Origin of the sequence: Citrobacter sp. CK202, assembly GCF_030333225.1 — a bacterium.
Taxonomy (GTDB): domain Bacteria; phylum Pseudomonadota; class Gammaproteobacteria; order Enterobacterales; family Enterobacteriaceae; genus Citrobacter_B; species Citrobacter_B koseri.
In genome coordinates, this window is record NZ_JAOWGI010000026.1 from 101,943 (window position 1) to 123,295 (window position 21,353).

Genomic DNA, 21,353 nt, shown 5'->3' on the forward strand with positions numbered 1-21,353 from the left:
ACGGGATTGTAGGCCCGGTAAGCGTAGTGCCACCGGGCAATCAATTACGGCTTGCGCGCAATTAGCACCGCGCGCAGCGGGGCAGGATAACCTTCGACGGTTTTACTGTGGTCATTCGGATCGAGGAAATCAGCCAGCGACTCGGTGACCATCCACCCGGTGCGACGCTGCTCCTCGGTGGAGGTCACGCAGACATCGGCAATCCGCACATCGACAAAACCACATTTCTCCAGCCAGTTTTTCAGCGCCAGCGCGGAAGGGATAAAGTAGACGTTGCGCATCTGCGCATAGCGGTCGCCTGGCACCAGCACGGTGTTTTCATCGCCTTCCACCACCAGGGTTTCCAGCACCAGTTCGCCGTCTTTCACCAGTTGATCTTTCAGTTGCCAGAGATGTTCCAGCGGAGAACGACGGTGGTAAAGCACGCCCATTGAAAAGACGGTATCAAACGCATTCAGCGCCGGAAGCTGCTCGATGCCCAGCGGCAACAGATGCGCGCGCTGGTCGTTGCCCAACAATTTTCGTACCGCTTCAAACTGACACAGGAACAACTGCGTCGGGTCGATTCCCACGGCAAGATGCGCGCCCGCGCCAATCATGCGCCACATGTGATATCCGCTGCCGCAGCCGACATCCAGAATGGTGCGGCCGGTCAGATCGGACAGGTGCGGCAAAACGCGATCCCATTTCCAGTCGGAACGCCATTCGGTATCAATATTGATGCCATACAGAGAGAACGGGCCTTTACGCCACGGCATCAGGTTTCGCAGCAGGGTGTCGATACGCTTAAGCTGGCCTTCGCTCAACGGCGTTTCGCTTTCGGCAGTGACGCTGTGCAATAAATCCAGACGGTACGGCGTTAATTCCGGCAGGAACTCCACCGCGTTCGACCATTGCTTAAACAGACCATGCTGATCGCGCTGCCAGGTCGCGATTTGCGCAGGCAGGGTTTCCAGCCAGTGAGAAAGCGGGCTTTTGGCAATCAGCTGATAAAAGCTACCGAACTCGATCATGCGGGCACCCCGGACTTCAGCGCCACCAGCGAACCAAAGTTGAAGCACTGGAACCACAGTTCGCTATGCTCGAAACCGGCCTGATGCAGACGCGCTTTGTGGGTTTCAACCGAGTCGGTCAGCATGACGTTTTCCAGCATACTGCGCTTCTGGCTGATCTCCAGTTCGCTGTAGCCGTTGGCGCGTTTAAAGTCATGGTGCATATTGAACAGCAATTCGCCAACCGTTGTGTCTTCAAAGCTGAACTTTTCCGACAGCACCAGCGCGCCGCCCGGATTCAGACCCTGATAAATCTTATCCAGCAAGGCCTGGCGCTCAAGCGGCTCAAGGAATTGCAGGGTAAAATTCAGCACCACCATTGAGGCATTCTCGATGCTGATATCGCGAATATCGCCTTCCACAATCTCAACCGGGGTCGGGGCTTTGTAAGCGTCGATATGACGGCGGCAGCGTTCAATCATCGCCGGGGAGTTGTCGACGGCGATGATTTTACAGTCGGCATGATGAATATTACGACGCACCGAGAGCGTCGCAGCGCCCAGTGAACAGCCTAAATCGTAGACCTGCGTATTGGGTTGTACGAAGCGTTCGGCCAGCATGCCAATCATGGAGATGATATTGGAGTAGCCGGGAACAGAGCGCTGGATCATATCCGGGAAGACTTCAGCTACCCGTTCATCAAAGGTCCAGTCGCCCAGACTGGCGATAGGCGCAGAAAAAAGCGTGTCGCGGTGAGACATAACGTAAAAATCCGGGAAAAATAAAGTGGCGTATTGTGCGCTAATGCAAGGAGAAAACCAACTCCCAGGGCATATACCAAAGATTCGCCAGCACCATCAGCAACAAGGCGCACCAGGTCGCACTCATCCCGGAACGCCGCCAGCGAAACAGACGGTGGTGGAAACCGTAATAATGCATCAGCCGACCAGCGATTAAAATAATCCCGCAGATATGCACCATCCATGTTTCTGCGCCGTTCATTTCCATAAACAGCAGCAGCGCGACAGCGATAGGAATATATTCCACCGCATTACCGTGAATGCGGATGGCGCTTTGCAGTTCGCTAAAACCGCCGTCGCCGTAGGCAACGCGATACAGCATCCTTAGTCGAACAACATCAAAAGAGAACTTCATCAACAACAACGCACCTAATACGGTATATAGCGCGCTTACCATACAAACTCCCTTTAAAATGCCTGATGGCACTGTCTATGATAGGTGGCAATTTCAGAAAAGAGAAGATTGCTGTGGAATAGACGGTGCGGTTCCAATGCCGGGCAAGGCCGCGCGTAAATCTCCCCATAATGTATTCACTAACTCGGGAGCCTGCGCGATATCTGGCGTGTGTAGAAAAAGATACGGCGTAGAGGTCGTTTCCCACAGCGGGAGTTTCGCCAGCCAGTCGGCAAAAAATGTCTGATTTTGCACCATATTGTCGCTGCCGATGAACCTGATCAACGGATGCTTCGCGGTCACGATGGCATGGACCGGCACTTTAGGTTTTTTGCGTTGCGCTTCGCGAATGGCCTGGTTATGAGGATGCGCGGCGTGTACCGGGCGGCTGTCGAGGATCACCCGATTCACCCCGCGTTCAACCAGGCCGCGATTGAGCTGTTGTTCTTCCTCGCCTTTGGCGAAAAACACGGGATGGCGCACTTCGACGCCATAGGTGAATGCCTTTGGCAACGCGTCAAGAAAGCGCCAGAGCGCAGGGAGGTCGCGCGGTGAAAACGTCGCGGGGAGTTGCAGCCAGTACTGACCAATTCTTGCCTCCAGCGGCGACATGCGGGTAAAAAATTCCTGCACAAGATCGTCGCAGTTACGCAGCGCGGCCTGATGCGAAATCGTTGCGGGGAACTTAAAGCAGAAGCGAAAATCGTCCGTTGTTTGCGCATGCCAGCGTTCGACAATTTCTGCTTTCGGCAGCGCATACAGGGTGGTGTTGCCCTCCACACAGTTAAAGTGGCGGGCATACTCTTCAAGACTGGTGATACCCAGACGCACCCATTTAGGATGCGACCATTGTGGTAATCCGATGTAGATCATAACGCGTTAAGGATCTCCTCCACGCTGCGCACTCTGGCGATACGCGGGAAAATATGTGTCATGCTGCTTTGATGCTGTTCCGTGCTGGCGGCGCTACAGGCATCTTCGGCGATCACCAGACCAAAACCCAGCTCCCAGGCGTTACGCGCGGTGGATTCTACGCCGATATTGGTGGAGATGCCGCACAGCACGATGGTGTCGACTCCCCGGCGGCGTAATTGTAACTCAAGATCGGTGCCATAGAACGCGCCCCATTGACGCTTGGTGACTTCCAGGTCACTGTCGCCTTTACCGAGCGCCGCCGGATAACGCCACCAGTTTTCCGGCAGCGCGTTGGCTGGCACCCGGGCATCGACGGGTTGCTTTAACGCGTCGGCATAATCGTCGGACCAGCCGACGCGAACCATCACCACCGGCGAGCCGTTTGCCCTAAATTTTGCGGCCAGTTTCGCTGCGCGGGCGACAACATCGCTTGCCGCATGGGGGCCGCCAGCGAAAGGTAAGATCCCTTCCTGTAAATCAATAACGACCAGGGCAGTGGTTGCGGCGTTCAGTTCCAGCATGATGACTCCTGTAAAATAGATGATTCCGCTACACCTTAAGCGCGTTCCCGAAGGAAAGTGACGACAAATATTGTTAATTTTTGTGAGAATACGCAATAACCGCGTAGCAAACACGCGTACAGTCAGTATCGGACTTATCGTGCGGCAGAATTTCCAGTATAATAGCCGCCTTTTTTCATTCAGTTGTGACATTCAGCTAAAGCTGCGACAACGTCGCCTGTAAAGCAGGCAACAATCCGCCAGCGGCTAAGTTAAGGGATATCTCATGCGTACAGAATATTGCGGACAGCTACGTCTGTCCCACGTGGGGCAGCAGGTGACTCTGTGTGGTTGGGTCAACCGTCGTCGTGATCTTGGTAGCCTGATCTTTATCGATATGCGCGACCGCGAAGGTATCGTACAGGTCTTCTTTGATCCGGATCGTGCGGATGCGTTAAAGCTGGCTTCTGAACTGCGTAATGAGTTCTGTATCCAGGTGACCGGCACCGTGCGTGCGCGTGACGAGAAAAACGTCAACGCCGACATGGCGACGGGCGAAATCGAAGTGCTGGCGTCCGATTTGACGATCATCAACCGTGCAGATTCTCTGCCGCTTGACTCTAATCACGTCAATACCGAAGAAGCGCGTCTGAAATACCGTTATCTGGATCTGCGTCGCCCGGAAATGGCTCAACGCCTGAAAACCCGTGCCAAAATCACCAGCCTGGTGCGTCGTTTTATGGACGACCACGGCTTCCTCGACATCGAAACCCCGATGTTGACCAAAGCGACGCCGGAAGGCGCGCGTGACTACCTGGTGCCTTCGCGCGTCCATAAAGGTAAATTCTACGCGCTGCCGCAGTCTCCGCAGTTGTTCAAACAGCTGCTGATGATGTCCGGTTTTGACCGCTACTATCAGATCGTGAAATGCTTCCGTGATGAAGATTTACGTGCTGACCGTCAGCCTGAATTTACCCAGATCGACGTCGAGACCTCCTTCATGACCGCGCCGCAGGTGCGTGAAGTGATGGAAGCGCTGGTACGCCATCTGTGGCAGGAAGTGAAAGGCGTGGATCTGGGCGACTTCCCGATCATGACCTTCGCCGAAGCCGAACGCCGTTACGGTTCCGATAAACCGGACCTGCGTAACCCGATGGAACTGGTGGACGTTGCCGACCTGCTGAAATCTGTAGAGTTCGCCGTCTTTGCCGGCCCGGCTAACGACCCGAAAGGTCGCGTAGCGGCCCTGCGCGTGCCGGGTGGCGCAAGCTTAAGCCGTAAGCAGATCGACGACTACGGCAATTTCATTAAGATCTACGGCGCGAAAGGGCTGGCTTATATTAAAGTCACCGAACGCGCGAAAGGTCTGGAAGGCATCAACAGCCCGGTGGCGAAGTTCCTTAACGCGGAAATCGTGGAAGCGATTCTGGATCGTACCGCTGCGCAGGACGGCGATATGATTTTCTTCGGCGCCGACAACAAAAAAGTGGTTGCCGATGCGCTGGGCGCGCTGCGTCTGAAAGTGGGTAAAGATCTGAACCTGACCGACGAAGCCAAATGGGCGCCGCTGTGGGTTATCGACTTCCCGATGTTTGAAGATGACGGCGAAGGCGGCCTGACGGCGATGCACCATCCGTTCACCTCACCGAAAGACCTGACCGCCGCCGAGCTGAAAGCCGCACCGGAAAACGCGGTTGCTAACGCCTACGATATGGTGATCAACGGTTATGAAGTCGGTGGTGGTTCCGTGCGTATCCACAGTGGCGACATGCAGCAGACCGTGTTTGGTATTCTGGGTATTAATGAACAGGAACAGCGCGAGAAATTCGGCTTCCTGTTGGATGCGCTGAAATACGGTACGCCGCCGCATGCGGGTCTGGCGTTTGGTCTGGATCGTCTGACTATGCTGCTGACCGGCACCGACAATATCCGTGACGTTATCGCCTTCCCGAAAACGACTGCCGCTGCCTGTCTGATGACCGAAGCGCCAAGTTTCGCGAACCCGGCAGCGCTGGCTGAGCTGGGTATTGATGTCGTTAAGAAGGCCGAGAATAACTGATATGGCATACAAACAGCCTGTCTCGGTGTTAGTCGTGATTTATGCAAAGGACACCGGGAGAGTGCTGATGTTACAGCGACGCGACGATCCTGATTTCTGGCAGTCGGTTACCGGCAGTCTGGAAGAGGGCGAAACCGCGTCGCAAGCCGCTATGCGCGAAGTAAAGGAAGAGGTCACAATAGATGTTGCAGCAGAGCAACTGACCTTAATTGACTGTCAGCGCACGGTGGAATTTGAGATTTTTTCACATTTACGTCATCGCTACGCGCCGGGAATTGAGCGTAATACTGAATCCTGGTTTTGCCTGGCACTTCCCTCTGAACGAGAGATCGTGTTCACCGAACATCTGACCTATCGTTGGGTTAATGCGGATGAAGCCGCGCAGTTAACCAAGTCGTGGAGTAACCGGCAGGCGATTGAAGAGTTTGTAATTAACGTCGCCTGAGAAGGCGCGCTTTTTGGAGATATTATTTATGGCAGGTCATAGTAAATGGGCCAACACCAGACACCGTAAAGCAGCGCAGGATGCTAAACGCGGTAAAATTTTCACCAAAATCATTCGTGAGCTGGTGACGGCGGCCAAACTGGGCGGCGGTGACCCGGACGCTAACCCGCGTCTGCGTGCGGCAGTCGATAAAGCGCTGTCGAACAACATGACCCGCGATACGCTGAATCGTGCGATTGCGCGCGGCGTCGGCGGCGATGATGATGCGAACATGGAAACCATCATCTATGAAGGTTACGGTCCTGGCGGCACGGCTGTGATGGTTGAGTGCCTGTCTGACAACCGTAACCGTACCGTTGCGGAAGTGCGTCACGCTTTCAGCAAATGCGGCGGCAACCTGGGTACTGACGGTTCCGTGGCTTACCTGTTCAGCAAAAAAGGGGTGATCTCCTTCGAACAGGGCGACGAAGACACCATCATGGAAGCCGCGCTGGAAGCCGGTGCGGAAGACGTTGTGACCTTTGATGACGGCGCGATTGACGTCTACACCGCATGGGAAGAGATGGGCAAAGTGCGCGACGCGCTGGAAGCTGCGGGTCTGAAAGCGGACAACGCTGAAGTGTCCATGATCCCGTCCACCAAAGCGGATATGGATGCGGAAACCGCGCCGAAACTGATGCGTCTGATCGATATGCTGGAAGACTGCGACGACGTGCAGGAAGTTTACCATAACGGTGAGATCTCTGATGAGGTTGCGGCTACGTTATAATGACGTGGTTTAATTCCGTTCTAATCGGAGGCGCGTGATGTCTATTATTCTCGGTATTGACCCGGGTTCACGCGTCACGGGTTATGGCGTGATTCGTCAGGTGGGCAGGCAACTGACTTACCTGGGCAGCGGGTGTATCCGCACGAAAGTGGATGATTTACCGTCTCGTCTGAAGCTGATTTATGCGGGCGTGACGGAAATCATCACCCAGTTCCAGCCGGACTATTTCGCGATTGAACAGGTGTTTATGGCGAAGAACGCGGACTCCGCACTTAAGCTGGGTCAGGCGCGCGGCGTGGCGATTGTCGCGGCGGTAAACCAGGATCTTCCGGTGTTTGAGTATGCCGCCCGTCAGGTGAAGCAAACCGTTGTCGGGATCGGCAGCGCGGAGAAAAGCCAGGTACAGCACATGGTGCGCACGTTGTTGAAACTCCCGGCAAATCCCCAGGCGGATGCGGCGGATGCGCTGGCTATCGCCATCACCCACTGCCACGTTAGCCAGAACGCGATGCAAATGAGTGACTCGCGGCTCAATCTGGCGCGTGGGCGGCTACGATAATGACAAATGAGGCTGGATATCTATCCAGCCTTTTTTTATGATACCACTTTACTTTTTCGGCCCCAACGCAGGAGCGCAATGTGATAGGCAGACTCAGAGGCATTATTCTGGAAAAACAACCCCCGCTGGTATTACTTGAGGTGGGTGGCGTAGGCTATGAAGTCCATATGCCGATGACCTGTTTTTATGAGCTCCCGGAATCTGGAAAAGAAGCGACCGTATTCACCCATTTTGTGGTGCGTGAAGATGCGCAATTGCTGTACGGGTTTAACAATAAACAGGAGCGAACCCTGTTTAAAGAACTGATCAAAACGAACGGCGTCGGGCCGAAACTCGCGCTGGCGATCCTCTCCGGGATGTCGGCTCAGCAGTTTGTGAATGCCGTTGAGCGCGAGGAGCCCGCCGCGTTGGTGAAACTGCCGGGTATTGGCAAGAAAACCGCAGAACGCCTGATCGTTGAAATGAAAGATCGCTTCAAAGGCCTGCACGGTGACCTCTTTACGCCGGCCGCCGACCTGGTGCTAACCTCTCCGGCAAGTCCGGTAACGGATGATGCGGAGCAAGAAGCGGTTGCTGCGCTGGTGGCGCTGGGCTATAAACCACAGGAAGCCAGCCGCATGGTGAGCAAAATTGCCCGCCCTGACGCCAGCAGTGAAACATTGATTCGCGAAGCACTCCGCGCCGCGTTATGAGGTAAAGGATGATAGAAGCAGATCGCCTGATTTCAGCAGGTGGAACCCAGGTGGAAGAGGTTGCCGATCGCGCCATTCGCCCGAAGTTGCTGGAAGAGTACATTGGTCAGCCTCAGGTGCGTTCGCAAATGGAGATCTTTATCCAGGCGGCAAAGCTGCGCGGCGACGCGCTCGATCACCTGCTGATCTTTGGCCCGCCGGGGCTGGGGAAAACGACGCTGGCTAATATTGTCGCCAATGAAATGGGCGTGAACCTGCGCACCACGTCTGGCCCGGTGCTGGAAAAGGCGGGCGATCTGGCGGCGATGCTGACCAACCTTGAACCTCATGATGTGCTGTTTATCGATGAGATCCACCGTTTATCACCGGTGGTGGAAGAGGTGTTGTATCCGGCGATGGAAGATTATCAGCTGGACATCATGATTGGCGAAGGGCCTGCTGCGCGTTCGATAAAAATCGATCTGCCGCCTTTTACGCTGATTGGCGCCACCACGCGAGCCGGGTCATTGACGTCGCCGCTGCGTGACCGTTTCGGTATTGTTCAGCGGCTGGAGTTTTATCAGGTGCCTGACCTGCAACACATCGTCGGGCGCAGCGCGCGGTTTATGGGGCTGGAAATGAGTGATGAAGGTGCGCTGGAGGTTGCCCGGCGCGCTCGCGGTACGCCGCGTATCGCCAACCGCCTGTTGCGTCGCGTACGTGATTTTGCCGAAGTGAAACATAACGGCGCCATCTCTGCGGATATCGCCGCTCAGGCGCTGGATATGCTGAATGTCGATGCGGAAGGGTTTGACTATATGGACCGCAAACTGTTGCTGGCCGTAATCGATAAATTCTTTGGCGGCCCCGTCGGTCTCGATAACCTGGCCGCAGCCATTGGCGAAGAGCGTGAAACGATTGAGGACGTACTGGAACCGTATTTGATTCAGCAGGGCTTTTTGCAACGAACCCCGCGCGGGCGAATGGCGACGGTGCGGGCGTGGAATCATTTTGGAATAACGCCGCCGGAAATGCCTTAACTTATGTGCGTTAGGCCGGATGGCGGCTGCGCCTTATCCGGCCTGCCGTAGGCCCGGTAAGCGGAGCGCCACCGGGAAACACACGCTTAGCTCGCCTGCTTCTTCATCATACTGAAAATAAACAGCAGCGCGGCACACAGCACCACTGACGGGCCTGCCGGCGTGTCGTAAAACGCAGAAAATGTCAGACCGCCTGTAACCGCTATCATACCCACACCAACGGCAACCCCAGCCATCTGCTCCGGGGTACGGGCAAAGCGACGCGCCGTGGCGGCAGGAATAATCAGCAATGAGGTGATGATCAACGCGCCAACGAACTTCATCGCCACGCCGATAGTCAATGCGGTGACCAGCATCAGCAGGAGCTTAACGCGCTGTAACTTCACGCCATCGACAAAAGCCAGATCCGGGCTAATGGTCATCGACAGCAGATTACGCCACTGCCAGAAGAGGATCGCCAGCACGATAACCACGCCGATGGCGATGAAAATCAGGTCTTCCGGCGTCACGGCCAGCAGGTCGCCAAACAGATAAGCCATCAAGTCCACACGAATGTTGGACATCAGGCTGACGACCACAAGACCTAACGACAGGGCACTGTGCGCCATAATGCCGAGAAGCGTGTCGATAGCGAGGTGAGGGCGTTTCTCCAGCCACACCAGACCGGCTGCCAGCATCAGCGTAACGGCAATCACCGCATAGAACGGGTTGATGTCCAGCAGCAACCCAAAAGCGACTCCCAGCAGCGAGGCGTGCGCCAGCGTATCGCCAAAATAGGACATTCGACGCCAGACCACGAACGAGCCCAGCGGGCCAGCGGCGCAGGCCAGCATGATCCCGGCTAACCAGCCAGGCAATAACAGTTCAATCATGAGTGTCCATTTCCCCGGCGCAGTACGATACGACCTTGTAAATCGTGGCGATGATTATGATGATGACGGTAAATTCCCAACTGTTCTGCGCCGCGCGGCCCGAACATAGAGATGAATTCAGGATGCATGGAAACGATTTCAGGGGTGCCGGAGCAACAGATATGGTGATTCAGACACAGCACTTCATCCGTTTTCGCCATCACCAGGTGCAGGTCGTGCGAGACCATCAGCACCGCGCAATCCAGCTCGCGCCGCAGCTGGTCAATGAGATCGTACAGGGCGACCTGACCATTGACATCCACGCCCTGAGTCGGCTCATCCAGCACCAGCAGCTGTGGTTGATTCAGCAGCGCGCGGGCTAACAAAACGCGCTGGGTTTCACCGCCGGACAGCTTTTGCATGGGGGCGTCAATGAGGTGTCCGGCCTGAACGCGTTTCAGGGCCGGAAGAATGTCGGTTTTTTGCGTACCGGGGCGTAAGCGTAAAAAGCGGCTTACCGTCAGCGGCAGCGTGGTGTCGAGATACAGTTTTTGCGGGACGTAGCCAATACGCAACTGACCGTTGCGCTTGATCAGCCCTTCATCAGGCGCTACCAGCCCTAATACTACGCGTACCAGCGTAGACTTCCCGGCACCGTTTGGGCCGAGAAGCGTCAAAATTTTTCCTGGTCTGAGTTCAAGCGACACGTCAGAAAGGACGCGGCGTTGACCGAAAGAGACCGAAACATTTTCCAGTGAAACCAAAGTCGTCATGTCAATTTTAGGCTTGCAGAAGTCATAGAATGTTATAATATCACATTTCTCACATTCATTACGATGATTAGTCGCATTATGTTACATAAAAATACGCTTCTTTTCGCAGCATTATCCGCTGCGCTATGGGGGGGTGCAACACAGGCCGCAAATGCCGCCGTTGTCGCCTCTCTCAAGCCCTTAGGTTTCATCGCTTCCGCCATTGCCGATGGCGTCACGGACACCCAGGTTTTATTGCCGGATGGGGCGTCTGAGCATGATTATTCACTGCGTCCGTCTGACGTAAAACGCTTACAGGGCGCGGACTTAGTTGTCTGGATCGGCCCTGAGATGGAAGCGTTCATGGAAAAGTCAGTAAAGAACATTCCTGACGGAAAACAGGTAACGATTGCGCAGCTCGCCGACGTGAAACCGCTACTCATGAAAGGCGCTGATGACGACGATGACGATCACGATCACGGGCATGCGCACGGTGAAAAAGGTGACGCACATCACCATCATGGTGATTACAACATGCATCTTTGGCTTTCCCCAGAGATAGCGCGGGCTTCAGCGGTTGCAATCCATGAAAAATTAGTGGAACTTATGCCGCAAAGTCGAGCCAAACTTGACGCCAACCTGAAGTATTTTGAGGCACAATTAGCCGCAACCGATAAGCAGGTAGGTAACGAGCTCGCACCGCTCAAGGGGAAAGGGTACTTCGTTTTTCATGACGCCTACGGCTACTACGAAAAACATTATGGGCTAACTCCGCTTGGTCACTTTACCGTGAACCCTGAGATTCAACCTGGTGCGCAGCGTTTACATGAAATAAGAACACAGTTGGTTGAGCAAAAAGCAACCTGCGTTTTTGCTGAGCCACAGTTCAGGCCAGCGGTCGTTGAAGCCGTTGCGAGAGGGACATCCGTTCGAATGGGAACGTTGGATCCCCTCGGAACGAACATTAAACTGGGTAAAACAAGCTATTCAGCGTTTCTGAATCAATTAGCCAACCAGTATGCGAGCTGCCTGAAAGGAGATTAATGAGGAAGTGAATACGTGCAACAGATAGCCCGCTCTGTCGCCCTGGCATTTAATAATCTGCCCCGACCCCACCGCGTTATGCTGGGGTCGCTTACTGTTCTGACACTGGCCGTCGCGGTATGGCGGCCTTACGTTTACCACCCTGACTCTGCGCCCATCGTCAAAACCATCGAACTGGAAAAGAGTGAAATTCGTTCGCTGTTGCCTGAAGCCAGCGAACCGATTGATCAGGCTGCGCAGGAAGATGAAGCGATCCCACAGGATGAGCTGGACGACAAAACGTCTGGCGAAGTGGGCGTGCATGAATATGTTGTCTCCACCGGCGATACGCTGAGCAGCATTTTGAATCAGTATGGCATTGATATGGGCGATATCAGCCGACTGGCCGCTGCGGATAAGGAACTCCGTAATCTGAAAATCGGCCAGCAGATCTCCTGGACGTTGACGCCAGACGGCGATTTGCAACGCCTGACCTGGGAAGTCTCACGCCGCGAAACGCGTACCTACGATCGTAGCGGAACGGGTTTCAAAATGAGCAGCGAAATGCAGCAGGGCGACTGGGTCAATAGCCTGATGAAAGGCACAGTTGGCGGAAGCTTTGTCGCCAGTGCGAAAGACGCCGGTTTGACCAGCGCAGAAGTCAGCGCCGTCATTAAAGCGATGCAGTGGCAGATGGACTTCCGTAAGCTGAAAAAAGGCGATGAGTTCTCTGTGTTGATGTCGCGTGAAATGCTGGATGGTAAACGTGAACAGAGCCAGCTTCTGGGCGTGCGTCTGCGTTCAGATGGAAAAGATTATTACGCGATTCGCGCGGAGGACGGTAAGTTCTATGACCGAAACGGTACAGGGCTTGCGAAAGGATTCCTGCGCTTCCCGACGGCGAAGCAGTTCCGCATTTCGTCAAACTTTAATCCGCGTCGTCTGAACCCGGTGACCGGTCGCGTTGCGCCGCATAAAGGCGTCGATTTTGCGATGCCGCAAGGTACGCCCGTGCTGTCGGTTGGTGACGGCGAGGTCGTGGTAGCGAAACGCAGCGGCGCGGCAGGTTATTATGTCGCTATCCGTCACGGCCGTACTTACACCACGCGTTATATGCACCTGCGTAAGCTGCTGGTGAAACCTGGGCAGAAAGTGAAACGTGGCGATCGTATCGCGCTGTCAGGCAATACCGGGCGTTCTACCGGGCCGCATCTGCACTATGAAGTCTGGATTAACCAGCAGGCTGTTAACCCGCTGACGGCAAAACTGCCGCGTACCGAAGGGCTGACAGGTTCTGACCGCCGTGCTTATCTGGCGCAGGTTAAAGAAGTCCTGCCGCAGTTGCGCTTCGATTAATAAATACGCTTATGGAGCCGGTACGCGATGCGTACCGGCTTTTTTATTTTGTGTGGCGCACAGCGCGCCGCTACACTATCAACAGATTTACTTTTCGTGGCATCAAACACTGGAAAAGCATGGAAACGAAAAAAAATAACATTGAGTACATCCCTGAGTTTGAGAAATCTTTTCGTCATCCACGCTATTGGGGTGCCTGGCTGGGCGTGGCCGCAATGGCGGGTATTGCATTAACGCCCGCGTCGTTTCGCGATCCTTTACTGGCGAAGCTGGGACGTTTTGCCGGACGTCTGGGGAAAAGCGCCCGGCGTCGCGCGCTGATCAACTTATCTCTGTGTTTTCCTGAGTACAGCGAAGCAGAGCGTGAAGCTATCGTCGACAGAATGTTTGCGACCGCGCCACAGGCGATGACCATGATGGCCGAACTGGCGATTCGTGGGCCTGAAAAACTGCAAAAGCGCGTCGACTGGCAGGGGCTGGAGATCATTGATGAGCTACGGCGGAATAATGAAAAGGTGATCTTTCTGGTGCCGCACGGGTGGGGCGTGGATATTCCCGCGATGCTGATGGCGTCCCAGGGGCAGAAAATGGCGGCGATGTTCCATAACCAGGGCAACCCGGTATTTGACTATGTCTGGAACACGGTCCGTCGTCGTTTTGGTGGTCGTCTGCATGCGCGCAATGATGGCATCAAGCCGTTTATCCAGTCTGTCCGTCAGGGCTACTGGGGATACTATCTGCCGGATCAGGATCATGGCCCGGAACACAGTGAGTTTGTTGATTTCTTCGCAACCTACAAAGCGACGCTGCCAGCCATTGGCCGGTTAATGAAGGTGTGTCGTGCTCGCGTGGTGCCGCTTTTCCCGGTTTATGATGGTAAAACGCACCGTCTGACCATCCTGGTGCGACCGCCGATGGACGATCTTCTGACTGCGGATGACCACACTATCGCCAGACGGATGAACGAAGAGGTGGAAATTTTTGTCAGACCGCATCCTGAGCAATATACCTGGATTCTGAAACTGCTCAAAACCCGCAAACCGGGTGAAATTCAGCCGTATAAGCGCAAAGAGTGGTATCCCATCAAATAAAAAAAGCCTCTCGTCAGAGAGGCTTTTTTGTTACCCGGCCTGTAAGCCTGATAAGCGAAGCGCCATCAGGCTTATCACCAACGATTACTCGACGGTCAGGATACGCGTGGTATTGGTGGAGCCGATGGTGCTCATCACGTCGCCCTGGGTCACGATAACCAGATCGCCCGAAACCAGATAGCCTTTATCGCGCAGCAGGTTAACCGCTTCGCTTGCCGCGACAACGCCGTCTGCCGCGCTGTCAAAGTGAACCGGCGTAACGCCACGGTAAAGAGAGGTCAGGTTCAGCGTGCGTTCATGGCGGGACATGGCGAAAATCGGCAGGCCGGAACTGATACGCGAAGTCATCAGCGCCGTACGACCGGATTCGGTCATGGAGATAATCGCCGTTACCCCTTTCAGGTGGTTCGCCGCATACATGGCGGACATTGCGATCGCTTCTTCAACGTTGTCGAACTGGACATCCAGACGGTGTTTAGAGACATTGATGCTCGGGATCTTTTCTGCGCCCAGGCAAACGCGCGCCATTGCCGCAACGGTTTCTGCCGGGTATTGTCCTGCTGCCGTTTCCGCCGACAGCATGACGGCGTCGGTGCCGTCCAGCACGGCGTTCGCCACGTCCATCACTTCCGCGCGGGTTGGCATTGGGTTGGTGATCATCGATTCCATCATCTGCGTGGCGGTAATCACCGCACGATTCAACTGACGAGCGCGGCGAATCAGCGCTTTTTGAATCCCGACCAGTTCAGGATCGCCAATCTCAACGCCGAGGTCGCCACGCGCAACCATCACCACGTCTGATGCAAGAATAATGTCGTCCATTGCGTTCTGGTCGCAGACGGCTTCCGCACGTTCTACTTTCGCGACGATTTTGGCGTCGCAACCTGCATCGCGCGCCAGGCGACGCGCATAATTCAGATCTTCGCCGCAGCGCGGGAAGGAGACAGCCAGATAATCCACGCCGATCTGCGCTGCGGTAACGATATCCGCTTTATCTTTCTCGGTCAGCGCTTCGGCGGAGAGACCGCCGCCCAGCTTGTTGATCCCTTTATTGTTAGAGAGCGGGCCGCCGACGGTCACTTCGGTGAAGACTTTCATGCCCTGAACTTCCAGCACTTTTAGCTGTACGCGACCATCATCAAGCAGCAGGATGTCGCCAGGCACGACGTCAGCAGGCAGGCCTTTATAATCAATACCGACTTTATCTTTGTCGCCTTCGCCTTTGCCCAGGTTGGCATCAAGAAGGAATTTATCGCCGATATTGAGGAAAACTTTGCCTTCTTTAAAGGTGGATACACGAATTTTTGGCCCCTGGAGGTCACCCAGAATCGCCACATGACGCCCCAGTTTGGCGGCAATCTCACGAACTTTATCCGCGCGCACTTTGTGATCTTCCGGCGTGCCGTGAGAGAAGTTCATACGTACGACGTTCGCGCCAGCAGCGATAATCTTTTCAAGGTTGTTATCGCGGTCAGTTGCCGGGCCTAACGTGGTAACGATTTTGGTTCTGCGAAGCCTTCTGGACATGTAATACTCCGTTGACTGAAACAACTTGGTGTTGCGTGAACATTGATCCGGTCGTTCTGAGACCTTAACGGTTAAAAATGAACGTATCCGAATGACGAAAAGGATAGAACATTGTTATTGCTTTTAGCTGTCATTACTCTTGATGAGTAATTCTTTATCAAAACGCGATTCCTTGAGCGCTTCCTTGACACGCTTCAAGTTATCTCTGAATTTTGCCCCACGACGCAAAGTAAATCCTGTTGCCAGCACATCTATCACGGTCAGTTGAGCAAGTCGAGAGATCATGGGCATATAAATGTCAGTATCTTCCGGCACATCAAGGGTAATTGCCAGCGTTGCTTCTCGTGCCAGTGGCGTTCCGGCAGAGGTTAGCGCAATCACCATCGCATCGTTTTCGCGCGCCAGCTGCGCCAGTTCCACCAGACTTTTGGTTCGGCCGGTGTGGGAAATAAGCACGACCACGTCATCATCGCTACAATTCATACAACTCATACGTTGCAGGACAATGTCGTCGGAGTAGATCACCGGCACGTTGAAGCGAAAAAACTTGTTCATGGCGTCGTGCGCCACGGCCGCAGAGGAACCCAGGCCAAAAAAGGCGATTTTCTTCGCCTGGGTGAGCAAATCGACGGCACGGTTTATCGCAGATTTATCCAGCGACTGGCGAACGTGGTCCAGACTGGCCATCGCAGACTCGAAGATTTTCCCCGTATAGGACTCAACGCTGTCATCTTCATCCACATTGCGATTAACATAAGGGGTACCATTCGCCAGACTTTGTGCCAGATGCAGTTTAAAATCAGGGAAGCCGCGCGTATCCATGCTGCGGCAAAAACGGTTCACGGTAGGCTCACTGACGTTCGCTTCCTGGGCCAGCGTAGCAATACTTGAATGAATCGCGCGGTCGGGGGAGGCAACGATAACATCGGCTACTTTACGTTCTGACTTGCTCAAATGTTCCAGTTGAGATTGGATTTTTTCTAGCATATTCATGATGTAGAAAAGCTCACAGTTAATAACGATTTCAATGATGTGGGAAATCGAGATGTGATTTTGTTAGATATTACCCCTGAGCATCCGGGAAGGGGGCAAAATGGATAGAATAGTTGTTGTTTTTTTTCATTACATGATCGGTGTCTGATTTTAGCTGTCTGTTACATGTACGAAAACGACAATTTTTTTATCTGTTTTACGGCTATTTACCGCGGGAAAACCGAAGATCGCCCGAATCGCACGGGTGGATAAGCGTTTACAGTTTCGGGATTCACGTAAAAGCAGTACAGTGCATTGTAATAAAATTACAACTATACCCTGGCAAAAGCACCGGGATATTTAACTGAGGAGAATGACATGGCGGTAACGCAAACAGCCCAGGCATGTGACCTGGTCATTTTCGGCGCGAAAGGCGACCTGGCGCGCCGAAAATTGCTGCCTTCCCTGTATCAACTGGAGAAAGCCGGTCAGATTAACCCGGATACCCGTATTATCGGGGTGGGGCGCGCGGACTGGGACAAAGATGCCTATACCAAAGTGGTTCGCGAAGCGCTCGAAACCTTCATGAAAGAAAAGATTGATGAAGGCTTGTGGGATACCCTGAGTGGCCGTCTGGATTTTTGCAATCTGGACGTTAACGACACTGAGGCGTTCGGTCGCCTGGGGGCCATGCTGGATCAAAAATCGCGCACCACCATTAACTATTTTGCGATGCCGCCGAGCACCTTTGGCGCCATCTGTAAAGGTCTGGGTGAAGCGAAGCTGAACGCTAAACCGGCTCGCGTGGTAATGGAAAAACCGCTGGGCACCTCGCTGGCGACCTCGCGTGAAATCAACGATCAGGTAGGCGAGTACTTTGAAGAGTGCCAGGTTTACCGTATCGACCACTATCTGGGCAAAGAGACCGTTCTTAACCTGCTGGCGCTGCGTTTTGCCAACTCGCTGTTCGTGAATAACTGGGACAACCGCACGATTGATCATGTGGAAATTACCGTTGCGGAAGAGGTGGGTATTGAAGGTCGCTGGGGCTACTTCGACCAGGCGGGCCAGATGCGCGACATGATCCAGAACCACCTGCTGCAAATTCTGTGCATGATTGCGATGTCGCCGCCGTCCGATCTGACGGCCGACAGCATTCGCGATGAGAAAGTGAAAGTGCTGAAGTCGCTGCGCCGCATCGATCGCTCGAACGTGCGCGAGAAAACGGTTCGCGGGCAATACACCACCGGTTTTGCTCAGGGCAAAAAAGTGCCGGGCTACCTCGAAGAAGAGGGAGCGAACAAGAGCAGCAACACCGAGACCTTTGTGGCGATTCGCGTGGACATCGACAACTGGCGCTGGGCGGGCGTACCGTTCTACCTGCGCACCGGTAAACGTCTGCCGACCAAATGCTCTGAGGTTGTCGTCTACTTCAAGACGCCTGAGCTGAACCTGTTCAAAGAATCCTGGCAGGATCTGCCGCAGAACAAGCTGACCATCCGTCTGCAACCTGATGAAGGTGTGGATATCCAGGTGCTTAACAAAGTGCCGGGTCTGGACCACAAGCATAATTTGCAGATCACCAAACTGGATCTGAGCTATTCCGAAACCTTCAATCAAACGCATCTGGCGGATGCTTACGAGCGTCTGTTGCTGGAAACCATGCGCGGTATTCAGGCGCTGTTCGTGCGTCGTGATGAAGTTGAAGAGGCCTGGAAGTGGGTGGACTCCATCACTGAAGCCTGGGAAATGGATAATGATGCGCCAAAACCGTATCAGGCGGGGACCTGGGGGCCGGTCGCTTCGGTGGCGATGATCACCCGTGATGGCCGTTCCTGGAATGAGTTTGAGTAAAATTCCATCTAGCCCATAAGTGCTATTTTACCGGTAACATGATCTAACACAGATTGTAGAACAATTTTTGCACTTTTAAGCCTCGCGTGGATTCACCCGCGGGGCTTTTTTTATTACACTGCCGGAAGTGATTTTGCCCCAGTGCGCCATATAACAAGCGATTCAGCAATATTTAACCTTACTGAAACTCTTTGTTAATCGGCGGCACAGACAAATAAATTTCAGGAGACTCTATGAATCCAGATTTGTTACGCGTAACAAAGCGCATTGTCGAACGCTCGCGTGAGACACGTTCTGCCTACCTCGCCCGTATTGAACAAGCGAGAACATCCACTGTTCATCGCTCGCAACTGGCATGCGGTAACCTGGCGCACGGCTTTGCCGCCTGCCAGCCTGACGACAAAGCGTCACTGAAGAGCATGTTGCGTAACAATATCGGGATCATCACCTCTTACAACGACATGCTTTCCGCTCATCAGCCGTATGAGCACTATCCAGAGATCATCCGCAAAGCGCTGCATTCTGCGAATGCGGTAGGCCAGGTCGCCGGCGGCGTTCCTGCGATGTGTGATGGCGTGACGCAGGGGCAGGACGGTATGGAGCTTTCTCTGCTGAGCCGCGAAGTGATCGCAATGTCGGCGGCGGTGGGACTGTCTCACAATATGTTTGATGGCGCGCTGTTCCTTGGCGTGTGTGACAAAATCGTCCCCGGTCTGGCGATGGCGGCGCTGTCATTTGGCCACCTGCCGTCTGTTTTCGTGCCTTCCGGCCCGATGGCAAGCGGTCTGCCTAATAAAGAAAAAGTGCGTATCCGCCAGTTATATGCGGAAGGGAAGGTCGATCGCATGGCGCTGCTGGAATCTGAGGCGGCCTCTTACCACGCGCCAGGCACCTGTACGTTCTACGGCACCGCCAACACCAACCAGATGGTGGTGGAGTTCATGGGGATGCAGTTGCCCGGCTCATCCTTTGTTCACCCGGACGCGCCGTTGCGTGAAGCGCTGACCGCTGCCGCCGCGCGCCAGGTGACGCGCCTGACCGGTAACGGCAACGAATGGATGCCGATCGGTAAGATGATTGATGAAAAAGTGGTCGTGAACGGCATTGTGGCGCTGCTGGCAACCGGCGGTTCAACCAACCACACCATGCACCTCGTCGCGATGGCGCGGGCGGCAGGCATCCTGATTAACTGGGATGACTTCTCCGATCTGTCGGAAATCGTACCGTTGATGGCGCGTCTGTATCCGAATGGCCCGGCAGATATTAACCACTTCCAGGCGGCAGGCGGCGTACCGGCACTGATGCGTGAACTGCTGAATGCGGGACTGCTGCATGAAGATGTGAATACCGTGGCGGGTTTTGGTCTGTCTCGCTATACCTTCGAACCGTGGTTGAACAACGGCGAGCTGGACTGGCGCGAAGGGGTGGCGAAATCCCTGGACAGCAGTGTGATTGCCACCTTTGATAAGCCGTTCTCCCACCACGGCGGAACGAAAGTGCTGAGCGGCAACCTTGGCCGCGCGGTCATGAAAACGTCTGCGGTGCCGGTTGAAAATCAAATTATTGAAGCGCCAGCGGTTGTTTTTGAAAGTCAGCATGATGTTTTACCGGCTTTTGAAGCGGGTCTGCTTGACCGCGATTGCGTGGTGGTTGTACGCCATCAGGGACCAAAAGCGAACGGAATGCCAGAATTACATAAACTCATGCCGCCACTTGGTGTATTATTGGACCGTTGTTTCAAAATTGCGTTGGTTACCGATGGACGGCTTTCCGGTGCTTCAGGTAAAGTGCCTTCAGCAATCCATGTAACCCCGGAAGCCTATGATGGCGGGCTGCTGGCGAAAGTACGCGATGGCGACATTATTCGTGTGAATGGACAGACAGGCGAACTGACGCTGCTGGTTGATGATGCGGAACTTGCCGCTCGCCAGCCTCACATTCCTGACCTGAGCGCATCGCGCATCGGTACAGGCCGTGAGATGTTCAGCGCGTTGCGTGAAAAACTGTCCGGCGCCGAGCAGGGCGCAACCTGTATGACGTTTTAAGACGACAAATTTTGTACTCAGGCGAGAGAAAACTCTGATGAAAAACTGGAAAACAAGTGCAGAAGCAATCCTGACCACAGGCCCGGTTGTACCGGTGATCGTGGTGAACAAACTGGAACACGCGGTGCCGATGGCAAAAGCGCTGGTTGCAGGCGGTGTGCGCGTTCTGGAAGTGACTTTACGTACCGCGTGTGCGATGGATGCCATCCGCGCTATCGCGAAAGAAGTGCCGGAAGCGATCATCGGTGCGGGTACGGTTCTGAACGCGCAACAGCTGGCGGAAGTGACGGAAGCGGGCGCGCAGTTTGCTATCAGCCCGGGCCTGACGGAGCCTCTGCTGAAAGCGGCGACCGAAGGCACCATTCCGCTGATTCCAGGTATCAGCACTGTTTCCGAACTGATGCTGGGTATGGACTACGGTCTGAAAGAGTTCAAATTCTTCCCGGCGGAAGCTAACGGCGGCACCAAAGCGTTGCAGGCGATCGCAGGTCCGTTCTCTCAGGTACGCTTCTGCCCGACTGGCGGTATCTCTCCGGCGAACTACCGTGACTACCTGGCGCTGAAAAGCGTTCTGTGTATCGGGGGTTCCTGGCTGGTTCCGGCTGACGCGCTGGAAGCGGGGGACTACGATCGCATCACGAAACTGGCTCGCGAAGCGGTAGAAGGCGCGAAACAGTAAGCCAAATGCCCGGTGGCGCCGACGCTTACCGGGCCTACGTTTTATAGGGTTGTAGGCCG

The 21,353-nt window shown here is 54.5% G+C and carries 21 protein-coding genes; 12 read left to right on the forward strand and 9 right to left on the reverse strand.

What is annotated here, in order from left to right:
• Window positions 1-44: 44 nt before the first annotated feature.
• Genes cmoB through OGX84_RS13400 form a run of 5 tightly spaced genes read right to left on the reverse strand, consistent with a single transcriptional unit; the run spans window position 45 to window position 3,622 of the window.
• Complete coding sequence (gene cmoB, locus OGX84_RS13380; RefSeq protein ID WP_104868538.1) at window positions 45-1,013, reverse strand: tRNA 5-methoxyuridine(34)/uridine 5-oxyacetic acid(34) synthase CmoB; 969 nt, start codon at window positions 1,011-1,013, stop codon at window positions 45-47.
• Window positions 1,010-1,753, reverse strand: a complete 744-nt coding sequence (gene cmoA, locus OGX84_RS13385) for a carboxy-S-adenosyl-L-methionine synthase CmoA (RefSeq protein WP_104868539.1) — start codon at window positions 1,751-1,753, stop codon at window positions 1,010-1,012. Before cmoA ends, cmoB begins: the two co-directional genes overlap by 4 nt.
• A gap of 40 nt (window positions 1,754-1,793) precedes the next feature.
• Window positions 1,794-2,189: an MAPEG family protein gene (locus OGX84_RS13390; RefSeq protein WP_012131989.1), complete on the reverse strand. Its 396-nt coding sequence runs from the start codon at window positions 2,187-2,189 to the stop codon at window positions 1,794-1,796.
• Window positions 2,190-2,240: 51 nt separating this feature from the next.
• On the reverse strand, window positions 2,241-3,059 hold the full coding sequence (locus OGX84_RS13395; protein WP_071258720.1) for a DUF72 domain-containing protein: 819 nt from the start codon (window positions 3,057-3,059) through the stop codon (window positions 2,241-2,243).
• Window positions 3,056-3,622, reverse strand: coding sequence for a hydrolase (locus tag OGX84_RS13400; protein ID WP_104868540.1), 567 nt, complete (start codon window positions 3,620-3,622; stop codon window positions 3,056-3,058). Before OGX84_RS13400 ends, OGX84_RS13395 begins: the two co-directional genes overlap by 4 nt.
• 265 nt (window positions 3,623-3,887) lie before the next feature.
• Between OGX84_RS13400 and aspS the strand changes: the two genes are divergently transcribed.
• The 6 genes from aspS (at window position 3,888) to ruvB (ending at window position 9,144) form a co-directional block, all read left to right on the forward strand.
• The gene (gene aspS, locus OGX84_RS13405; RefSeq protein ID WP_012131992.1) at window positions 3,888-5,660 is read left to right on the forward strand and encodes an aspartate--tRNA ligase; all 1,773 of its coding nucleotides are present in this window, start codon (window positions 3,888-3,890) and stop codon (window positions 5,658-5,660) included.
• Between the two features lies 1 nt (window position 5,661).
• Window positions 5,662-6,105, forward strand: coding sequence for a dihydroneopterin triphosphate diphosphatase (gene nudB, locus OGX84_RS13410; RefSeq protein ID WP_012131993.1), 444 nt, complete (start codon window positions 5,662-5,664; stop codon window positions 6,103-6,105).
• 28 nt (window positions 6,106-6,133) lie between these two features.
• Window positions 6,134-6,874 carry a YebC/PmpR family DNA-binding transcriptional regulator gene (locus tag OGX84_RS13415; RefSeq protein ID WP_012131994.1) on the forward strand — a complete coding sequence of 247 codons (741 nt, stop codon included), beginning with the start codon at window positions 6,134-6,136 and terminating at the stop codon, window positions 6,872-6,874.
• Between the two features lie 37 nt (window positions 6,875-6,911).
• Window positions 6,912-7,433 (forward strand): crossover junction endodeoxyribonuclease RuvC, encoded by a 522-nt coding sequence (ruvC, locus tag OGX84_RS13420; protein WP_012131995.1) that lies wholly within the window; start codon window positions 6,912-6,914, stop codon window positions 7,431-7,433.
• A gap of 80 nt (window positions 7,434-7,513) precedes the next feature.
• Complete coding sequence (gene ruvA / locus OGX84_RS13425) at window positions 7,514-8,125, forward strand: Holliday junction branch migration protein RuvA (protein WP_104868542.1); 612 nt, start codon at window positions 7,514-7,516, stop codon at window positions 8,123-8,125.
• A gap of 8 nt (window positions 8,126-8,133) precedes the next feature.
• The gene (ruvB, locus tag OGX84_RS13430; RefSeq protein WP_012131998.1) at window positions 8,134-9,144 is read left to right on the forward strand and encodes a Holliday junction branch migration DNA helicase RuvB; all 1,011 of its coding nucleotides are present in this window, start codon (window positions 8,134-8,136) and stop codon (window positions 9,142-9,144) included.
• A gap of 86 nt (window positions 9,145-9,230) precedes the next feature.
• Here ruvB and znuB read toward each other — a convergent pair whose 3' ends face one another.
• Together znuB and znuC are read right to left on the reverse strand one after the other, a co-directional pair.
• Window positions 9,231-10,016 (reverse strand): zinc ABC transporter permease subunit ZnuB, encoded by a 786-nt coding sequence (znuB, locus tag OGX84_RS13435; protein WP_112001998.1) that lies wholly within the window; start codon window positions 10,014-10,016, stop codon window positions 9,231-9,233.
• Window positions 10,013-10,768 (reverse strand): zinc ABC transporter ATP-binding protein ZnuC, encoded by a 756-nt coding sequence (znuC, locus tag OGX84_RS13440; RefSeq protein ID WP_012132002.1) that lies wholly within the window; start codon window positions 10,766-10,768, stop codon window positions 10,013-10,015. Before znuC ends, znuB begins: the two co-directional genes overlap by 4 nt.
• Window positions 10,769-10,846: 78 nt before the next feature.
• Here znuC and znuA point away from each other — a divergent pair, with 78 nt between their 5' ends.
• The 3 genes from znuA (at window position 10,847) to lpxM (ending at window position 14,217) form a co-directional block, all read left to right on the forward strand.
• Window positions 10,847-11,791, forward strand: coding sequence for a zinc ABC transporter substrate-binding protein ZnuA (znuA, locus tag OGX84_RS13445; protein WP_112001999.1), 945 nt, complete (start codon window positions 10,847-10,849; stop codon window positions 11,789-11,791).
• Between the two features lie 15 nt (window positions 11,792-11,806).
• Window positions 11,807-13,126, forward strand: coding sequence for a murein DD-endopeptidase MepM (gene mepM, locus OGX84_RS13450; protein ID WP_024130255.1), 1,320 nt, complete (start codon window positions 11,807-11,809; stop codon window positions 13,124-13,126).
• Between the two features lie 119 nt (window positions 13,127-13,245).
• Window positions 13,246-14,217 (forward strand): lauroyl-Kdo(2)-lipid IV(A) myristoyltransferase, encoded by a 972-nt coding sequence (lpxM, locus tag OGX84_RS13455; protein WP_058669451.1) that lies wholly within the window; start codon window positions 13,246-13,248, stop codon window positions 14,215-14,217.
• Window positions 14,218-14,301: 84 nt separating this feature from the next.
• On the opposite strand, the gene pyk is transcribed toward lpxM, so the two are convergent.
• Together pyk and hexR are read right to left on the reverse strand one after the other, a co-directional pair.
• Entirely contained in the window at window positions 14,302-15,744 is a 1,443-nt protein-coding gene (gene pyk / locus OGX84_RS13460) for a pyruvate kinase (protein WP_012132007.1), read from the reverse strand.
• A 123-nt stretch (window positions 15,745-15,867) separates the two neighbouring features.
• Window positions 15,868-16,737, reverse strand: a complete 870-nt coding sequence (hexR, locus tag OGX84_RS13465; RefSeq protein WP_012132008.1) for a DNA-binding transcriptional regulator HexR — start codon at window positions 16,735-16,737, stop codon at window positions 15,868-15,870.
• A 357-nt stretch (window positions 16,738-17,094) separates the two neighbouring features.
• Between hexR and zwf the strand changes: the two genes are divergently transcribed.
• The 3 genes from zwf to kdgA all read left to right on the forward strand — a co-directional run bounded on the left by zwf (window position 17,095) and on the right by kdgA (window position 21,294).
• The gene (gene zwf, locus OGX84_RS13470) at window positions 17,095-18,570 is read left to right on the forward strand and encodes a glucose-6-phosphate dehydrogenase (RefSeq protein WP_012132010.1); all 1,476 of its coding nucleotides are present in this window, start codon (window positions 17,095-17,097) and stop codon (window positions 18,568-18,570) included.
• Window positions 18,571-18,803: 233 nt separating this feature from the next.
• Entirely contained in the window at window positions 18,804-20,615 is a 1,812-nt protein-coding gene (edd, locus tag OGX84_RS13475; protein ID WP_101744119.1) for a phosphogluconate dehydratase, read from the forward strand.
• Window positions 20,616-20,652: 37 nt separating this feature from the next.
• Complete coding sequence (gene kdgA, locus OGX84_RS13480; protein ID WP_012132013.1) at window positions 20,653-21,294, forward strand: bifunctional 4-hydroxy-2-oxoglutarate aldolase/2-dehydro-3-deoxy-phosphogluconate aldolase; 642 nt, start codon at window positions 20,653-20,655, stop codon at window positions 21,292-21,294.
• The last annotated feature ends 59 nt before the right edge of the window (window positions 21,295-21,353 follow it).